The organism is Dialister hominis (assembly GCF_007164725.1).
GTDB classification, from domain to species: Bacteria; Bacillota; Negativicutes; order Veillonellales; family Dialisteraceae; genus Dialister; species Dialister hominis.
Window position 1 is genome coordinate 2,079,905 of sequence record NZ_AP019697.1, and the last position, 16,414, is coordinate 2,096,318.

Here is a 16,414-nt window from a genome sequence, read left to right on the forward strand (position 1 = left end):
TCGCCGGGTGTTCAACTTATTATTGCAATTCGGGGAAATATATGGAAGCTTACGACATCAAGAAAGACAAACATCTTCTGCCGCCCGGAGCGGCCATTAATCATGACGCTTTCGTAAATGAATTAGAGGAATCTCTGGATACACTCCACGATAAGTGTGAAGCTCATCCTGAATTATTTGGCGTTGAAGAAAACAATGAAGACAAACGGAACCTGAAATCCCTCCTTGATGCGCTTTATGAAGAAGGCATCATTCCTACCTATTCCTTCCCGAAGAATGTCGTCAGCACCTACATTCCGGACCGGAACGGGAAAATCCTTTACGAAGTATCCCGCGGACTTGATGTGGCTATCGGTGAATACGCGCCGGGCAGAGCCATCGTAGTCGATAAGCAGACCTACCAGATCGGCGGATTCTATTATCCGGGAAGTGAAAGGAAAAAGGGTCAGCTCAAAACACCTGCACGATCCTATACAGACGATCCCAATTACATGAAACACATCATTTCCTGTGATGCATGCGGCTGGTTTGATCTGTATGATCCAAGTTCCAGCCACGGTCACCCGGATTGCTGCCCCTTCTGTGGAAATACTGATCTCAAGACCACCCGTGATATGATGCGTCCCTGGGGCTTTGCTCCTAAGAATGGGGAATCGATCCCTGATGTCCAGTTATCCGAAGAATACACAGCGATACAGCAGCCTCTCTACTCCACACTTCCAGACGCAGAGGATATGGAGCTTATCCCGGGTTGTAAAAATATAAGATCCGCCAAGCGTACCAACCAGCGAATCCTTATGCTGAACAGAGGCATTGGAGACCAAGGATTCATGGTATGCCCGGACTGCGGTGCCTCCATGCCTGGAGACGACATTTCCGTCTTAAAGAATATAGAAAGGCCTTATAAATCCGGACTCAAGCTAGGGAAGTGCAGCCATATCAATGCACAGAACGTCAACCTCGGCTTTGATTTCATCACAGATATGCTCGTCCTTGAATTCAAGATCGACCGCAAGAAAATCGACACTAGGACGGACAATCCATGGCTCAGCCGCGCAGCCCAGTCCCTGGCCGAGGCCCTGCGTCTGGCAGCCAGCAAACGCCTCGACGTCGATTTCACTGAACTTGTCACTGGCTACCGCTTAAGATCAGGCGCCAGCAACACAGCATACATCGACATCTACTTGTACGACAGCCTTTCCAGTGGTGCAGGCTATGCCGTCAGCGTCGCTGATGCCATGGACGAACTACTTCATGATATGAAGGCTCTCCTGGAAGACTGTGACTGCCGGTCCGCATGCCCCAACTGCCTCAAGCATTACAGAAATCAGAACGTTCATGGTCTCCTCGACCGCTTCGCTGCCCTTCAGCTTCTTGAATGGGGCGAATTCGGGATAACCGTTCCAGAAATTACGCCAGAAGATCAGATCAAACTGATTCAGCCCTTGGAAAACATCCTCAGGGAATCCGGTTGCAAAATCACCATATCCGGAGACGAAATCCACGCCAAGAGCAATACGAGAGAAAAACAAATCATCATCTATCCCGCCATGTGGGCCGTTCCCCATGACCGCAATACCATCTACATAAGCGACGCTCTCATGAAATACGCTAAACCATCCGCCGTTAAGCAAATCGTGGATAATATGTAGAAATATAAAAGAAAAATCCTCGCTGCAGAGAGAAATATAATGCAACGGGGATTTTTGCGTGGGAAGACAAGTGTTAGCGGTACTCTCAAAAGTTAGGACTCTGTACGGCGAGCGAAGCGAGTTCTGCTTCCGCACGCAAAAAGAACCCCGTGAGGGGCGGAGATGGAAGGCGCTGGATTTCTTTATTTCCTTATATCTTTTTATGCAGCCATTCCTGGCTGTGTTTGCATTCTTCGATCAGGGCCTGCATGGAGGGTGTGAGGTCTTTGTCTTTGCGGTAGGCGATGCGGAAGATGCGTTTGCATTCGAGTCCATCTAAGGGTACTTCTACGAGCTGGCCGCCGGCTACTTCCTGACGTACGAGGGTTCTGGAGAGGAAGGAAAGGCCCAGGTTAGCCATGACGGCGTTCTTGATGGCCGTCGAGTTGTTGTATACGCCGATGACGTGGTAGGGTATGTGGTGCTCGCGCATGACTTGCTCGAACAGTTCACGCGTGCCGCTTCCTTTTTCTCGGACGAAAAAGGGGAGGTAATCGGTATCTCTTGCGGTTTTGATATCTTTGCCGGCCCATTCGCTTTCGGGGGCTGCAATGAGTGTCATGGTATCTGTCAGGATGGGTTCTGTCGTGAGCTGGGTCGAGGTAAGGCGGCCTTCGACGAGGGCGAGGTCGATCTTGTCTTCGAGGAGCATCTGCTCGAGTTCTTCGGTATTATGGACAGCGGAGAGGATTTCCAGATCGGGCCAGAGCTGGCGTGCGTGCTGCAGGAGGTCGACGAGGAATACGTCGCCAATGGTGATACTGGCGCCGATCCATATAGGCATTTGCTTTTGCAAGGCATGCATGCTTGATTCTGCCTGCTGCTGCAGGGAAAGGATTCCGCTGGCAAATTTTTCCAGATGGCGGCCTGCCGGTGTCAGGAGGATTTTCCGTCCCGTGCGTTTGAATAGGAGGATGCCATAGTGGTCTTCCAGCTCGTGGATGGCCTGTGTGATGGATGGCTGGCTGATGTGCAGCTCTCCGGCCGCTTTTGTCATGTTCATCGTTTCGCAGACTGTCAGAAAAATTTTGAGGTGTCGAAAGGTCATGGTGCGGGCTCCCTTCTTCCATAGGTAAAAGCTTATTGGTTTCATTATATCTTAGTATTTTATGAAGGGAAAGTCATAGGGTATTCTTAACTCATGTCAAAATTTCATGTAAGGAGCTTTCATATGCACGTATTCCCTTTTGCCAATAAGCGTAATGCTGTCATCGGCCTCGTTCTCACGCTGGCCTGTTCTTTCATCGGTCAGGCACTGGCCGGTCTGCCCGGTCTTTCTCTGATCGGTCATCTTGTCCTGGCTCTCATTCTGGGCATGGTCATCCAGTTTAGTCAGTCCGTCACTAAAATGGCGCGGGAAAGCACGGGATTCATCGCGAACAAATTCCTCCGCGCCGGCATTATTCTCCTGGGGTTCATGCTGAACCTGGTCATCCTCATGAGCGCCGGTTTGAAGAGTCTCGAAGCGGCCGTCTTCGTCGTCACTATTATGATCACGCTCAATTATGTGGTCGCCCGCCTGCTGCGCGTCGATCACACGCTGGCTCTCCTGACGGCCTGCGGTGACAGCATCTGCGGCGCTGCCGCTGTCATGGGCATTTCCGGTGCCATCAAGGCGAAGGCCGATCAGTCTGTCCTCGCCGTCGCCATTGTTGCGATCCTCGGCACGGTCTTTACCCTGATCATCGTCTTCCTGCAGCCGTTCCTGGGATTCTCCAACGCCCAGTTTGGCGTGATGGCAGGTCTGAGTCTTCATGAAATTGCGCACGCTGTGGCCGCAGGAGGCAGTGCCGGCGCCGTCGGTACGGACAGTGCCATCATCGCCAAGCTCTCCCGCGTACTTCTCCTCGCTCCCGTCGCTCTCATCCTCGGGACCTTCGAAGCATGGCGTGAACGCCGCAGATCCGGCGATACGAACACGAAATTCAAGATCCCCATCCCCTGGTTCATGGGCGGGTTCATCATAGCCAGCGCCATCGGCTCTTACATCCCTGCCGTCAGCCTGGCCGTCCCCGTCCTCGTCAAGGCAGCCTACATCATACTCGGCATGGCCATGGCTGCTCTGGGTCTCAACGTAAACTTCGGCGTCATCCTGCGCGAAGGCGTCCGTCCCCTGACTGGAGCCGTCTTCTGCTCCATCGTCATCATGACCCTCGCCTGGTTCATCGTACGCAGCTGGTTCTAACCTGCCTGATGAGGGAGCGATAAGGAAATTAAATCTGTTTCAGATATGGCAAAAGGAGCTGTGACAAAATGTGCAATCATTTCGTCACAGCCCCTTTTGCGTGGGTATAGTGGGTATATTCGATTAGAGGATTATCTAACAAATGTATTTATCAACTCTATCTGAAAACCTCAAAGGATGCTTCGCCTTCTTAGGAACTGCACCCCTATCGCCCTTCGGGCACTTCCCTCCGTTGGGGGAAGCTCGGCGATGAGAAACAAAAGAAATCAGTTCTTATTTGTTTTGAACTTATATAGCTGCGCTCGAGAACTACTGTATTCCCCGGCTTCGCCGGGACCTTGGTATGATTCAACAAGAAAGACAGAATAATATCATAAATATATTAGGAGGTCATTCTTATGCCATGTAAAACCAAAGCGTCCCCGGAGGAAATGTTAGACCAGATTGCTTCATATCTCTATCAGGGTGTTACGATTACCCAGGCAGCTGAAAATCTTCATATGAGCCGCATAACATTCAGAAAATGGGTTCTCCGGTATAAAGAGGAGGGCTTTAAGGGATTGCGGCCCAGGCAGCATTTGTCTTACTACTCCAATCAGATGAAGATCCAGGCCGTAAAGGAATATCTTAAAGGCGGCGTTTCCATGCTTTCCGTCTGTGCCAAATACAGAATTTCCGGCACTCTCTCCCTTAAAACATGGATTGAGGCGTATAATGAGCATAAGTTGACAGACCTCGTTCCTGAAGGAGGAGATCTTATGGGCAAACGCCAGCAATCGGTCAAGGAAGAGCGAGTCAGAATCGTTCAGGAGTGCATCGCCAGTGGATGCGATTACAACAAGATAGCCAAGAAGTACAACATGTCCTACCAAACACTCTACACATGGGTAAAAAAGTTCAAGGAGATGGGAGAAGTTGGTCTTGAGGATTACAGAGGAAAGCCAATCAGGCTCCAAACGCCCCGGACCGAAGAAGAACGGCTGCGTCAGGAGAATGCCAGACTTCTTGAAGAGAAGAAGGATCTTATAGCAGAGATTGCCCTGCTAAAAAAAAAGATGGAGATAGAGGAAAGGTTGCGTTCCTCGAAGGATTCAGCCTTACTCACCTTCTCAGAGATTTTAAAGCCATAAAAGAAGTCCATGAAGAAACCAACATCTCCATAGAAAGTCTCTGCCGACTCTCAAAGGTCTCCAGGGCAGCTTATTACGGCTGGCTGAATCATATTAAGAGCGGCCGTGAACTGCTGAGAGAAAAGGTCGCACAGGAGGTCGTGAAAATCCATCAGGAATATCCGGATATGGGATACCGCCGGATGAACGATTGGATCAAGAAGTATAGCGAGAGCCACCTTATGGTAAGTGACAGTCTGGTTCTTCGTGTCAGGCGGATACTTAATATTAAGTCCGTGATCAAATACAAGACCGATGGCTGCACTCGTAACGCAAAGGATCCAAAGTACATTTTTGAAAACCTGCTGAACCGTGATTTCGATGCAGGCGTATCCAATGCAAGATGGATGACGGATGTCACCGAATTCAAATACACAACGGCTGATGGAGTTTTGCATAAGTTATATTTAAGCGCCATTATTGATGGCCATGACCGTCGGATTGTCTCTTATGTCATCGGCGACAGAAACAATACTGCACTGGCTTTTGAGACAATGGAAAAGGCACTTAAAGAGAATCCAGGAGCACATCCAATGATTCATACTGACCGCGGATTCCAGTATACAAGCAACGGATTCCATAAGATCGTTGAAAAAGCAGGACTGGTTCACAGCATGTCCCGCGTAGGCTGCTGTGCAGACAACAGTCTGATGGAAGGGTTCTGGGGAATGCTGAAGCGCGAACGTTACTACACACGTAAATTCACCAGCCGCAAAGCAGTGGTAAGCATGATCAACGGCTACATCTACTTCTACAACAACAAACGCATTCAGCGCAAATTACATCTTTTAGCCCCAATGGAAGTATTCAACGCAGCTCCAATGGCTGCATGATTAAGATTAAGGTACAGTTAGATTTTTTTATGATATTTATTTGTCTGTATTAACAAATCCGCACCAGACTCCCCGCCTTCTACTCCCATACCTGCCGTGCCGCCAGTCATTTCTACTATGTTGTTATTGGCATTTCCATAATACGTACTGCCGCCTCTGACGAGGTAGTCGATCTGGACCTCATCGCTGACGTATACTTCATTGGCGATGGCATCGCCTGTGGCATAATAGTTGACCCTGCCGCCGCTCAGATTTCTCACCTCACCGCCGTTCATCGTTACGATATTTTTTGTGGCGCCTTCGGTCTCGACACGGGTTCCTCCATTTGCCTCATATTCAACCTTTCCATCAATCAGGCCGCCGGCTGCTTCCATATAGATGGTGCCGCCCGTGATGGTCAGCTCGTTGCTTTCTACCTTGCTGCCGTCCTGATCCGATAATCCGCCGACGGCATAGTTCATCGTGCCGCCTTCCACTTTAACCTTGTTGGACAAAGCGGTGCCCGTATGGGTGAATCCGCCGATCGCATAACCGGTGTCTTCGTTATCCTTCTCTCCAATCGTTGAATTGTCTTGGATGCTGAGTTCATTGTTTGATGCGCCTGTCTCTCCATCGCCGCCAAAGACACTCGTTCCGATCGTATTTGTGCCCGTCAGGAACACCTGCTTTCCTGAAGCGGAAGACTCCCAGGCATACCCGCCCATGACATTTTCATACGTGGTGGTGCTGCCCACGATTTTCACAACATTGTTATTGGCCATACCCTTTGCAGAAACGCCGCCAAAGACAGCACCAAACTGCTCTGTTTCTTCACCGATTGCAGCACCGTAGATTGTCACCTGATTCAGGGCAGCCTCGCCCGTCCCCAAAGTGCGTCCCCCTGTCACGCCCCTGATTACAGTGCCGCCCGCCATATTGACAACGTTTTCCTTCGCATTACCGTCGTAGGAAACACCGCCCGTGACTGCGCCGGCGACCTTAGCTGTGTCGAGCACATCCACTGTATTTGTCAGGGCATTTCCCGCGCCTTCTACCGCAACCCCGCCAGTCGCGTTTCCGGAAATATCTGCGCCGGTGTCAAGCGTCAGTATATTGCTTACCGCATTATCCCCTTCGTTCTCTGCCACGCCGGCAGAAACATTTCCTTCCACCGTCGTATTGACCTTTTTCGCCGGATTCGTCACATCCGCTGCCCATGATAAAGGTGCACTGAAACTTCCCAAAGCTGCCAGTATAGACAGACTGAGTAAAATCTTCCCTTTTTTCATTTTTCCCACCTCGATATAAAACTCCCAAATTTCATACCTTCTATTCTTTAATCATACCAAGCGCCAGACCGCTCGCATATTATCCGAAAGTATACTTATATAAGGAAAAAATAAGGAAATGAGAGAAGGAAATGATAGAAACTGGGCAGATGGGAGATGCTCTTGGGAAATAGGAAGGAGAATTAAAACCAATAGACGACCTCGCTAACGCTCGAAGAACCTTTTTAGATTTTAAAGCCCAATGAATAATCAACCCTATCCGCCCGGCATCAGATTTTGGGGCCGGGCACCTTCCCCGTCTGGGAAGGCAAGTGTTAGCGGCGCTTCAATGCTCGGACTGTTACCGCCTTCAAAAGTCAGCGCTCTGTACAGCGAGGGACGAGTTCGGGTGCTCTTTCCGCGAATGTGTTGCACTTTTATTGGCGATTTCTCCTTGTATTTCGTGGTTTATGGACAATATGTCCTGTTTCTTCACGTTACCAAAGTAAAGTAAGAAAAAGCAGATGATTTCAGCGGAAATCATGCTATAATTGTTATACATCTATATGTTTTACGGCATGTGCCGCGCATACGCGCAGTCTCCTTTCGTATGAAACCGGACCCCTGCGCTTAGAAAAAGGAGGAGTCCCCATGGCATTAAAAGAATTCGAATTCGGCTTCGGCCAAACTACTCAGAAAGTCATGCTCCCTGAAGAACATATTTCCGATGTTCTTGAAGGAAATCCCACGCCCGCTTGCGACGTGGAAGAAGCCACACTGGAATGCATGCGCCATCCGATCGGCAGCCGCCCGCTGCAGGAAATCGTCAGAAAGGGCGACAAAGTCTGCATTGTATGCGCTGATATTACCCGTACATGGAACCATTCTGATCAGTTCGTCATCCATATCGTCAATGAACTGAACCGCGCAGAGATCCCGGACAGCGATATCTGCATCCTCTTTGCCCAGGGCACTCACAGAGCGCAGACACCGGAAGAAGATATCCGCGTCGTCGGCAAGGAAGTCGCTTCCCGTATCAAGTTGTACCAGCATGACTGCAAAAACAAGGACGAACTCGTCCATGTCGGCGATACGAAGCTGGGCACTCCTGTCTGGATCAATAAGCATGCAGTCGATGCTGACAAGGTCATCGTCGTCGACGGCATCACCACCCACCTCTTCGCAGGCTACGGCGGCGGCAGAAAGCTGATTCTCCCGGGCGTTGCCGGTGATGAATCCATTCAGATCAATCACTGCAATGCGCTGGGCGCTGAATTCGGCAGCGGCATCAACCCGGCTACCCGTTCCACGCTCCTTGATCACAACCCGGTTTCCGATGATATGCAGGAAGCTTCCGATATGATCAAACCGTGCTTCCTCGTTCATTCCATCGTGAATGCAGACGGCCAGATCTGCCGCATGGTCGGCGGCGATCCTTATGAAGCATGGCTCGAAGGCACCAAGCTCGTATACCGCATCCAGAAGGTCCCGATGAAGCAGGAAGCGGATGTAGGCTTCGCTTGCGCTGGCGGATATCCGAAGGACGTATCCCTCTACCAGGGCAGCAAGTGCTATGATCCGGCTGACGTCGCTGTCAAGGACGGCGGCATCATCATCGCCATCATGGAAGCCAGCGACATCCAGGAACCGCCGGCATACCTGAACAGTTTCCAGTATGAAACAGAAGCTGACATGGAAAGAGCACTGCGCCATCATTTCACCATTCCATTCTTCGTCGCATTCAACCTCTTCTGCATGACCCACCGCTACACGATTTACCTCGTCACGAAGCCGGAAAACTTCGAAGCAATCCGCAAGACGAACCAGATCCCGGTAGCAACGGTTGAAGAAGCATGGGCACTCGCTCAGAAGCAGCTGGAGAAGGAAGGCAAGACCGATTACACCATCAACGTCATGCCGCACTGCGCCGCCATCGTCCCCTACCTGAAAGGCTAATAATAAGGGAAATCAAAATCCGGAATAAAAAGCAGGATACCCCGCAGGCATCCTGCTTTTTATGTTTTTTGAAAAAAATCGATAGATGTTTATTAATATATAATTAGCATATCTTGTTTTCTTACTTATTCCTGCACTTTTCAAGTAAGGCAACGAGATGTATCATATATAGGTTAAGCATCGTTTTAATATAATTATTTAAAGCAGAGAGGTCTATGACTGTGAATCGCCTTTTCAATAATCCATTTAAATTCATTACATTAAATACCTTGATTTTTATTTGTTTTGAGTTTTTGTTTACAACCTTCCTGACTAACCAACTGTCTTTGCCTGTGGAACGCAAAAGTATTATTCTATCTGCTCTTACAGCTGCCCTTATAGCTGGATTGTACCCCCCCCGAAAAATTATATTCCTATGGATACCTCCTCTTTTAGCAATTACCTCCATTACCGTAAAATCCATATCTGGTGAATCTCTTTCCCCTGCCGACTGTTATCAGTATATTGGCCTTTTTATGGGTATATATGGGATAATTACTTTCATATATCAATGGATATCTAAACCAACTATTAGAAAAATATATCTACCTGTTACATTCTTTCTTTACTTAATTCCTACCATCTTAATTTGGTTTTACTATAGTGCATCAGGAAACTGGCCACACCCGGACACCTTAATGGCACTTCTTCAAACAAACAGCAATGAAGCATGGAGCTACTTCAAAGACCATACAAGTATAGTTTCCATGTTCTCCATACTGGTTTCTATACTATTTTTTATATTATTTGTCCGGTCTTTTTATAAACAGATTCTCCCCTCAATAATCAAACAGAGAAAAAACAAATATTTTTATATTGGGTGCTGCCTCATTGCTTTATCCTCAGGATATTTGATTGTTCATAATATAAAACAAAATCCTTTAGGTCAGCTTTTTGCAGGAACGGTCAGATACATGAACAGATACAATGCCTTTGCAGAGAATAAGAAAAAACGGGCATCCATGATTAACCAGAATTTATCCTTTTCAGAAAATAATAAAAAAGGAATTTATGTATTAGTCATCGGAGAATCGCAGAATCGTCTCCATATGAGTGTATATGGATATGGCAGGGAAACAACCCCATGGCTTAACCAACAACATAATGAAAATCCTGATTTTTTACTATTCACTCAAGCCTATTCCTGTCATACCCATACCGTACCAACCTTAACTTATGCCTTAACTGCTAAAAACCAGTACAATGAAATATCTTTGGAAAATGCAGTCTCTATCATCGAAATGGCAAAAGCCGCCGGCTACCATACTGCCTGGATTTCTAACCAGGTGCAGTATAGTGCCTGGGATACCCCGATTACAGTCATTGCTTCAGAAGCAGAACAGCAGATATGGCTTAATAAAAATGTGGGAGAAACTACAAAAACAAATTTTTATGATGAAAAAGTAGTCAATGGGCTGCAAAATATAAAGAAATATGACAAAATGCTTATTGTCATTCATCTTATGGGCAATCATGGCAGCTACGCAGACCGCTATCCACACCAATTCGCAAAGTTCCAAGGAAGAGGAAAACAAATCGATGCTTACGATAACAGTATCTTATACAATGATTATGTAGTTTCAAAAATTTATGACTCTGCCTCCAAACTCCCGTATTTCCAAAGTTTAATTTACTTCTCAGACCATACAGATGCGGTAGACCAGGGACTGGCTCATGATTCCGGAAATTTTGTGTATCCTATGACTTACATTCCCATGTATATGTTCTTTTCGCCAGATTATAAAGCCGAGCATGAGACAACATTTAATAATCTAAAATTCCATCAAGCTGCTGTCTTCACAAACGACTTGATTTTTAATACCATTTTAGGCGTCATGAATATCAAATTCCCACCCATATATGAAGAGAAAAATGATTTCACGTCCAATAAGTACGACGATACACCTACCAGATTCAAGACATTATACGGAGCTAAAGTTATTCAGCCATATCCTAACAACAATGCCTAGCCTTAGTTCTTTCTTAACTGATTGCCTGTTAAAGTAGTTGTTAGTTGTTTGTATTTGAGGAGCACGGTTTTTCATTGACAGAACCGCCATTTCTGACTATAGTAAAATGTGTAAATAAGAAAGGGGAACGCCATGCTTCGAGCTTACAAACATAATGAAAACCACATACTCTGCGAGATACCGCTGGAGCAGCTGGAAAAGGGCTCCTGGATCAACTGCGCCGCCCCCGATACGGCGGAACTGACTAAACTGAACGAACTCACCGGCATTCCCGTAGACTCCCTGCAGACCGCACTGGATAGAGAAGAACGGTCCCACGTGGAACTGGAAGACGACTACATCTTCGTCGTTGTCAATACGCCGGTGGTCCTGGAAACAGACGCCTACGACGCCCTGCCGCTGGGCATCTTCATTACCCCCCAGTTCTTCGTCACCGTATGCCTGGAAACAAACACAGTAATCCAGAAATTTCTGAATAACTCCTTCACCAGCTTCCAGACCTACAAGAAGACACGTTTCCTCTTCCAGATCCTCTCCCAGGCATCTTCTTCCTTCCTGTTCTACCTGCAGCAGATCTACAAACAGACCGACGTCATCGAGACCCAGGTCCGCAAATCTTTGCAGAACAAGGAACTCTTACGCCTCCTCGAACTCCAGAAATCTCTGACGTACTTCAACTTCGCCCTTCATGCGAATGAAAACGTCATGGAACGCCTGATGCGCCTCAGGAACAGCCCTCTTCACTCCCTCCTCAAGATGTATGAGGAAGACGAAGACCTCCTCGAAGACGTCATCATCGAAAATAAGCAGGCATTGGAAATGGCCGAGATCTACACGAACATTCTGATGTCCATGATGGACTCATTCTCCTCCATCATCTCCAACCGCCTGTCCCAGATCATGAAATTCCTGACCTCGGTCACGATCATCCTCGCGACCCCGACCTTGATCTACTCCCTCTGGGGCATCAACGTCCCCGTCCCCTTCGAGAGCTCGCCCTTCGGCTTCGTGGAAGTCACCCTCCTGGGCGTAGCCGTCACCGTTGCCGTCACCTTCGTCCTCTGGAAAAAGAACATGCTGTAAGCGAATAAATCATCCCGCGATTGCGGGATTTTTTTGTGGGGGAATGGTGTATAGTAAAGGAAAAGCGAAAGAAGGGAAAATCATGAAAACATACGACATGCGCTTTGACGCAGAGACCATGGCCATGCTGCAGAACCTGAAAGGCAGCGTTCTCAAGAGCATCCGCTCCGATGCCGAGGCCCTGCCATCTTCCGCCTATGGCATCGCAGAAATCATCACCAGCCGCGGCGCGTACGCACTGACCAGCACCATCGAAGTGGCCGATTACTTCGGCGCCCTCGAAGACGTCGCCATGTTCCGGCTCTTTCCCTCCACCGGTAATATGCCCTCCAGGCTCATGAACACAGACATGACAAACATCCCCGTCGAAGAAATGATTCAGGAAATCCAGATCGTCAACGAACATCAGGAACTTTTCCATCTGGGCGTGAAAACCTACGACGTACAAGTCACACGCGGGATTATCTTCCTCCTGCAGAACGGAGGGGAAATCTCCTTCGAGAAAAACATATGGTTCTCCGAAATGATCTCCATCCACAAAGGAACCCCTCTCACAAACCAATTCATCCCCATCAGCGAATTCGAAGAAGACTGGACCGATGACTACGTGGGAAAATGCGAGAGAGAAACGATAAAGATTTGAGGGAGTGAGTGAAGAAAACCATACAACCAGACTAACGTCTGTCCGAAATACAACTCATCCGTCGGCTCCGCCGACACCTTCCCTTCCAGGGCAAGGTCAAGTTCAAAACCATACAACCTCGCTTCGCTCGTCGGAACCTTTTTAGATTTTAAAGCCCAATGAATAATCAACCCTATCCGCCCGGCATCAGTATTTGGGCCGGGCACCTTCCCCGTCTGGGAAGGCGAGACCCACCCAAAAAGGAGCCATTGGAATGACTGCTCATTTCCAATGGCTCCTTTTTTAATTTTTTTTAATTTATTTGCTTTCTTTCTTTATTCTTCTACGTATGGTACGATGGCGCTTCCCTGGGGGATGACGTTGATGGTGTAGTCTTCTTTTCCTTCTTCAGCGAGCTGTTTCTTGGCGAGTTCCCATGCTTCTTCCACGGTGGCAACCGGGATCTGGTGGGTTCTTTCGCGGAGGATGTCGAAGTTCTCGGGCCTGGTAACGATGTAGACGGTGTGTGTCATGGCTGTGATGAGGTTTTCGAAGGCGACGAAGAGGGGGATGGTGAAGCAGGCTCTGAGGCCTTCTTCCATTTCTGTGAGGTTCTTGTATTTGAAGCTGCCGAGGTAGGCCGGTGGTTCCTGGACGTCTTCGGCTTCGATCATGGTGATGATGATGCCGCCTTTTTTGGTGGCGATTTCGGCGGTGGTGTAGCACTTGGTGCCCTGGTAGAGGTTGGTGTCTTTCGGGTAGCCGCCTGCGGAGACGATGGTGACGTCGGTCTGGGCTTTCATCCGTACTTTCTGCATACGGTAGATTTCACGGGTACCTTCGAGCCATGCTTTGTAGGGGTCGCCTCCAACCATGGAGGAGATTTCCCCTTCTGCATTGATGACGGAGTGGACGAGGAAGCATGGTGCGATCATGTCGCAGGCTTCCTGCATGTCTTCGGAGACGGGGTTTCCTGCGATTTTGAGGAGGGCTGCGTCCGGGTTCAGGCCGCTTCCGACTGTGGGTCCCAATGCGTGGCAGTGGTTCTGCTGGACGGTTTCGAAGCCGGCTACGCCCGGGAGGATGAGTTTCCTTCCGCCGCCAAAGCCTGCCATGTCGTGGGTGGAGATGGCGTTGATGAGGATGACTTTGTCAGCTTCGACGACGCGGGTGTCGATCCATACGTCAGTGCCTCTTGTCGTGGTGCCGACGTGGGTCAGCATGGATTTGTCGGTGGAGACGTGCTGGTACATTTTAATGCGGGAAGCGACTTCCTCGCCCACGCAGGTGACGTTTTCCTCGTCGGTGTGGACGCGGTGGGTGCCCTGTGCGAAGACGATGTAGATGTCGTCGTCCGGGATGCCGGCGTCGTTCAGTTCGTTGACGACGTGGACGGTGAATTCGGAAGCGCGGTTCCATGCGCGGGTGATGTCAGCGACGACGAGGCAGACCTTGTCGCCTTTCTTCACGAGGTCGTGGAGAGGCTCAGCGCCGATCGGATGACGCATGCATTCGATGGTGGCTTCTTTCACGTCGCAGGCGGGCGTCGGTACGCCTTCGAGGACGTCAGAGATATGTTCTTCCGGCAGCATGACGGACTGCGTGCCGTGGCCGTAGGCGAGTTTAAATTCTTTCAGGGACATAGGTCATCCTCCTTACTACACTACAGGGAAATTTTCTTTCATTATACTCCAAAAAGGAGGAGGAACAATCGAATTTCTTAGAAATCTTCGAATTTCCTATTTCCCGTACTTTCCGTAGAAGATATCCAGCACTTTGTCCATGTCGGCTGCGGAAATCTGGCCGGGCGCAGAGGGCTTTTTCCCGGAGGCGAAGGTAAGCGGTGCGCCGAGGAAATTGCCTGCGGTGCGCGTCAGGACGCCGTCTTTCCCCATGCCGATGACGATGACGGGATTGTCCGGGAATTCTTCCTGCGCTTCAGCGGCGGCGTACATGACAAGGGCAGCTTCCTTCGGATGCTCGACGATGGTGGCGACCTTCAGGATGTCGGCGTCCATGGCCTGCATGTTTTCAATGACGTCGATGATTTCACGGACGCCCATCACTCTTCCGAAGGAGTGCCAGCTCATGACGACAGGCATGTCGGCGCGCTTAGCTTCGCGGATCATTTCGTACGTGTCGAAGACTTCCTGGCCGTATTCGATGTCGACGGCGTCTCCCAGGTGCTCCTTCGTGATGAAGGAAAGGAGGTCGATGTACTCGGCTTCTGTGAAATCGCGGGCGCCTCCCTGCGGTTCGCTTCTGACGGTCGTGAGAACCGGGGCATCGGGAAATACGCTTCTGATGGCTTCATACCCTTCCTTCAGATTCTTTTCCATCTGGAAATTTTGACTCGCTGCCAGGTAGTCGACGCGCCATTCGAGAAGGTCGAAAGGGGTACCGGCAAGGTCCTTGCACTCCAGAGCGAGAAGCTCGGTGCTGTCTGAAACGAGGGGAATGCAGATTTTCGGTCGTCCTTCCCCGATGGCAGTTGTTCTGATTTTTATCATACTTCGCCTCACTTTCCATGACGGAGACCGGCTTTCCAGCCGCGGTCTTCGTGGTTCAAAAGTTCACATCCGTCCTCCGTGACGAGGACGAGGTTTTCAATCCGGACGCCGAAGCGGCCCGGAAGGTAAATGCCCGGTTCAATGGAAAAGATCATGCCGGGCTTGGCAGCAAGAGGAGAATTCGGGCTGACTTCGCCTGCTTCATGCTCCCGGATACCGATGAAATGGCCAAGGCGGTGCGTGAAGTATAGACCGTAGCCGGCTTCTGCGATGCAGTCCCTGGCCGCCTTGTCGATGTCCTTCAGAAGGACGCCCGGGCGGATCAGCGCTTCGGCGCGAAGGCCCGCTTCCCTCACGGTGTCATGGACTTTCTTTTCCTCCTCCGTTGGTTCTCCCGTGAAGTACGTCCTTGTCATGTCGGAGCAGTAATGGTCCTTCTTGCAGCCGATGTCAAAGAGGACGGAGTCGCCTGGGGCAAGTTTCGTGTCGTCGGGCGAATGGTGCGGGTCGGCGCCGTGCGCACCGAAGGAAACGATCGGCGGGAAGGAGAATCCTTCAGCGCCCTCTTCCTTGTAAATCTTCCGAAGCTCTTCGGCGCATTCCTTTTCCGTGACACCCGGGTAGAGGAAATCACGGATGCGTCGGACAGCGCGGTCATTGATGAGGGAAGCTGCCTTCATGCGGCGGATTTCCTCCTCATCCTTCACAGCGCGGAGCGCGTCGATGAGCGGCGAGCCGTTCACGAATGTCCGATTTCCTCCCCTTCCCATCAGGTCGAGGAGAAAGGCCGAGTGCCATACGCCATCGACCCCTGTCCTGCCATCTGCGAGAAGGCTGGCGAGAAGTCCGATGCCGTCCTCGCCGTCCTCGAAAGGATGGTCAGCGATGCCATTGCTCTTCAGCGGGAAAAGGCGGTTCCTTACCCAGTACGGATCAGAATCCGACGGGATGACGAGCACGATCAGGCGCTCACCGGGATGGATTTCCTCTTCCGTCAGGTACCAGAGCGCTGCCGCATCTGAAACGATGATCTGGGAAAGGCCTGCTTTCCTCACGGCCTCAGATGCGCGGGCGAGCCTTTCCTTATTATATTTTTCCATAATGTCCCC

At 49.9% G+C, this 16,414-nt stretch carries 13 protein-coding genes; 8 read left to right on the plus strand and 5 right to left on the minus strand.

All coding sequences use genetic code 11. The features are described from left to right. Positions 1–41 precede the first annotated feature (41 nt). Positions 42–1,652 (plus strand): DUF1998 domain-containing protein, encoded by a 1,611-nt coding sequence (locus tag Dia5BBH33_RS09595; RefSeq protein WP_144269224.1) that lies wholly within the window; start codon positions 42–44, stop codon positions 1,650–1,652. 190 nt (positions 1,653–1,842) lie between these two features. On the opposite strand, the gene Dia5BBH33_RS09600 is transcribed toward Dia5BBH33_RS09595, so the two are convergent. Then, entirely contained in the window at positions 1,843–2,739 is an 897-nt protein-coding gene (locus Dia5BBH33_RS09600) for a LysR family transcriptional regulator (RefSeq protein WP_144269225.1), read from the minus strand. 123 nt (positions 2,740–2,862) lie between these two features. On the opposite strand from Dia5BBH33_RS09600, the gene Dia5BBH33_RS09605 reads away from it, so the two are divergent. The 3 genes from Dia5BBH33_RS09605 (at position 2,863) to Dia5BBH33_RS09615 (ending at position 5,878) form a co-directional block, all read left to right on the plus strand. Then, entirely contained in the window at positions 2,863–3,876 is a 1,014-nt protein-coding gene (locus Dia5BBH33_RS09605) for a YeiH family protein (protein WP_144269226.1), read from the plus strand. Between the two features lie 431 nt (positions 3,877–4,307). Next, positions 4,308–5,006 (plus strand): helix-turn-helix domain-containing protein, encoded by a 699-nt coding sequence (locus tag Dia5BBH33_RS09610; RefSeq protein ID WP_162501795.1) that lies wholly within the window; start codon positions 4,308–4,310, stop codon positions 5,004–5,006. A 29-nt stretch (positions 5,007–5,035) separates the two neighbouring features. Next, the gene (locus Dia5BBH33_RS09615) at positions 5,036–5,878 is read left to right on the plus strand and encodes an IS3 family transposase (RefSeq protein WP_232518127.1); all 843 of its coding nucleotides are present in this window, start codon (positions 5,036–5,038) and stop codon (positions 5,876–5,878) included. Positions 5,879–5,895: 17 nt separating this feature from the next. Here Dia5BBH33_RS09615 and Dia5BBH33_RS09620 read toward each other — a convergent pair whose 3' ends face one another. After that, entirely contained in the window at positions 5,896–7,146 is a 1,251-nt protein-coding gene (locus Dia5BBH33_RS09620) for a hypothetical protein (protein WP_144269229.1), read from the minus strand. Positions 7,147–7,776: 630 nt separating this feature from the next. Between Dia5BBH33_RS09620 and larAH10 (Dia5BBH33_RS09625) the strand changes: the two genes are divergently transcribed. The 4 genes from larAH10 (Dia5BBH33_RS09625) to Dia5BBH33_RS09640 all read left to right on the plus strand — a co-directional run bounded on the left by larAH10 (Dia5BBH33_RS09625) (position 7,777) and on the right by Dia5BBH33_RS09640 (position 12,816). Next, positions 7,777–9,081 (plus strand): NPN-dependent 2-hydroxyacid racemase, LarAH10 family, encoded by a 1,305-nt coding sequence (gene larAH10 / locus Dia5BBH33_RS09625; protein ID WP_144269230.1) that lies wholly within the window; start codon positions 7,777–7,779, stop codon positions 9,079–9,081. Positions 9,082–9,296: 215 nt separating this feature from the next. Then, a complete protein-coding gene (locus Dia5BBH33_RS09630; protein WP_144269231.1) occupies positions 9,297–11,090 on the plus strand; it encodes a phosphoethanolamine transferase in 1,794 nt (597 codons plus the stop codon). Between the two features lie 132 nt (positions 11,091–11,222). Further along, the gene (locus Dia5BBH33_RS09635) at positions 11,223–12,173 is read left to right on the plus strand and encodes a magnesium transporter CorA family protein (protein ID WP_144269232.1); all 951 of its coding nucleotides are present in this window, start codon (positions 11,223–11,225) and stop codon (positions 12,171–12,173) included. 82 nt (positions 12,174–12,255) lie between these two features. Then, positions 12,256–12,816, plus strand: a complete 561-nt coding sequence (locus Dia5BBH33_RS09640) for a hypothetical protein (RefSeq protein ID WP_144269233.1) — start codon at positions 12,256–12,258, stop codon at positions 12,814–12,816. Positions 12,817–13,130: 314 nt separating this feature from the next. Here the strand turns inward: Dia5BBH33_RS09640 and larAH10 (Dia5BBH33_RS09645) are convergent, their stop codons facing one another. From larAH10 (Dia5BBH33_RS09645) to Dia5BBH33_RS09655, 3 genes are all read right to left on the minus strand, one after another. Further along, the gene (gene larAH10 / locus Dia5BBH33_RS09645) at positions 13,131–14,438 is read right to left on the minus strand and encodes an NPN-dependent 2-hydroxyacid racemase, LarAH10 family (RefSeq protein WP_144269234.1); all 1,308 of its coding nucleotides are present in this window, start codon (positions 14,436–14,438) and stop codon (positions 13,131–13,133) included. Positions 14,439–14,534: 96 nt separating this feature from the next. Then, positions 14,535–15,305 (minus strand): type I 3-dehydroquinate dehydratase, encoded by a 771-nt coding sequence (aroD, locus tag Dia5BBH33_RS09650; protein ID WP_022383186.1) that lies wholly within the window; start codon positions 15,303–15,305, stop codon positions 14,535–14,537. Positions 15,306–15,313: 8 nt separating this feature from the next. After that, positions 15,314–16,405: a M24 family metallopeptidase gene (locus tag Dia5BBH33_RS09655; RefSeq protein ID WP_144269235.1), complete on the minus strand. Its 1,092-nt coding sequence runs from the start codon at positions 16,403–16,405 to the stop codon at positions 15,314–15,316. Positions 16,406–16,414 lie beyond the last annotated feature (9 nt).

What these genes read in the sequence shown, in the direction of transcription:
- Dia5BBH33_RS09635 (WP_144269232.1), top strand. Translation starts at nt 11,223, where the DNA reads ATGCTTCGAGCTTACAAACATAATGAAAACCACATACTCTGCGAGATA.
- Dia5BBH33_RS09640 (WP_144269233.1), top strand. Translation starts at nt 12,256, where the DNA reads ATGAAAACATACGACATGCGCTTTGACGCAGAGACCATGGCCATGCTG.
- Dia5BBH33_RS09595 (WP_144269224.1), top strand. Translation starts at nt 42, where the DNA reads ATGGAAGCTTACGACATCAAGAAAGACAAACATCTTCTGCCGCCCGGA.
- Dia5BBH33_RS09620 (WP_144269229.1), bottom strand. Translation starts at nt 7,146, where the DNA reads ATGAAAAAAGGGAAGATTTTACTCAGTCTGTCTATACTGGCAGCTTTG.
- larAH10 (WP_144269230.1), top strand. Translation starts at nt 7,777, where the DNA reads ATGGCATTAAAAGAATTCGAATTCGGCTTCGGCCAAACTACTCAGAAA.
- Dia5BBH33_RS09655 (WP_144269235.1), bottom strand. Translation starts at nt 16,405, where the DNA reads ATGGAAAAATATAATAAGGAAAGGCTCGCCCGCGCATCTGAGGCCGTG.
- aroD (WP_022383186.1), bottom strand. Translation starts at nt 15,305, where the DNA reads ATGATAAAAATCAGAACAACTGCCATCGGGGAAGGACGACCGAAAATC.
- Dia5BBH33_RS09605 (WP_144269226.1), top strand. Translation starts at nt 2,863, where the DNA reads ATGCACGTATTCCCTTTTGCCAATAAGCGTAATGCTGTCATCGGCCTC.
- larAH10 (WP_144269234.1), bottom strand. Translation starts at nt 14,438, where the DNA reads ATGTCCCTGAAAGAATTTAAACTCGCCTACGGCCACGGCACGCAGTCC.
- Dia5BBH33_RS09600 (WP_144269225.1), bottom strand. Translation starts at nt 2,739, where the DNA reads ATGACCTTTCGACACCTCAAAATTTTTCTGACAGTCTGCGAAACGATG.
- Dia5BBH33_RS09630 (WP_144269231.1), top strand. Translation starts at nt 9,297, where the DNA reads ATGACTGTGAATCGCCTTTTCAATAATCCATTTAAATTCATTACATTA.
- Dia5BBH33_RS09610 (WP_162501795.1), top strand. Translation starts at nt 4,308, where the DNA reads ATGTTAGACCAGATTGCTTCATATCTCTATCAGGGTGTTACGATTACC.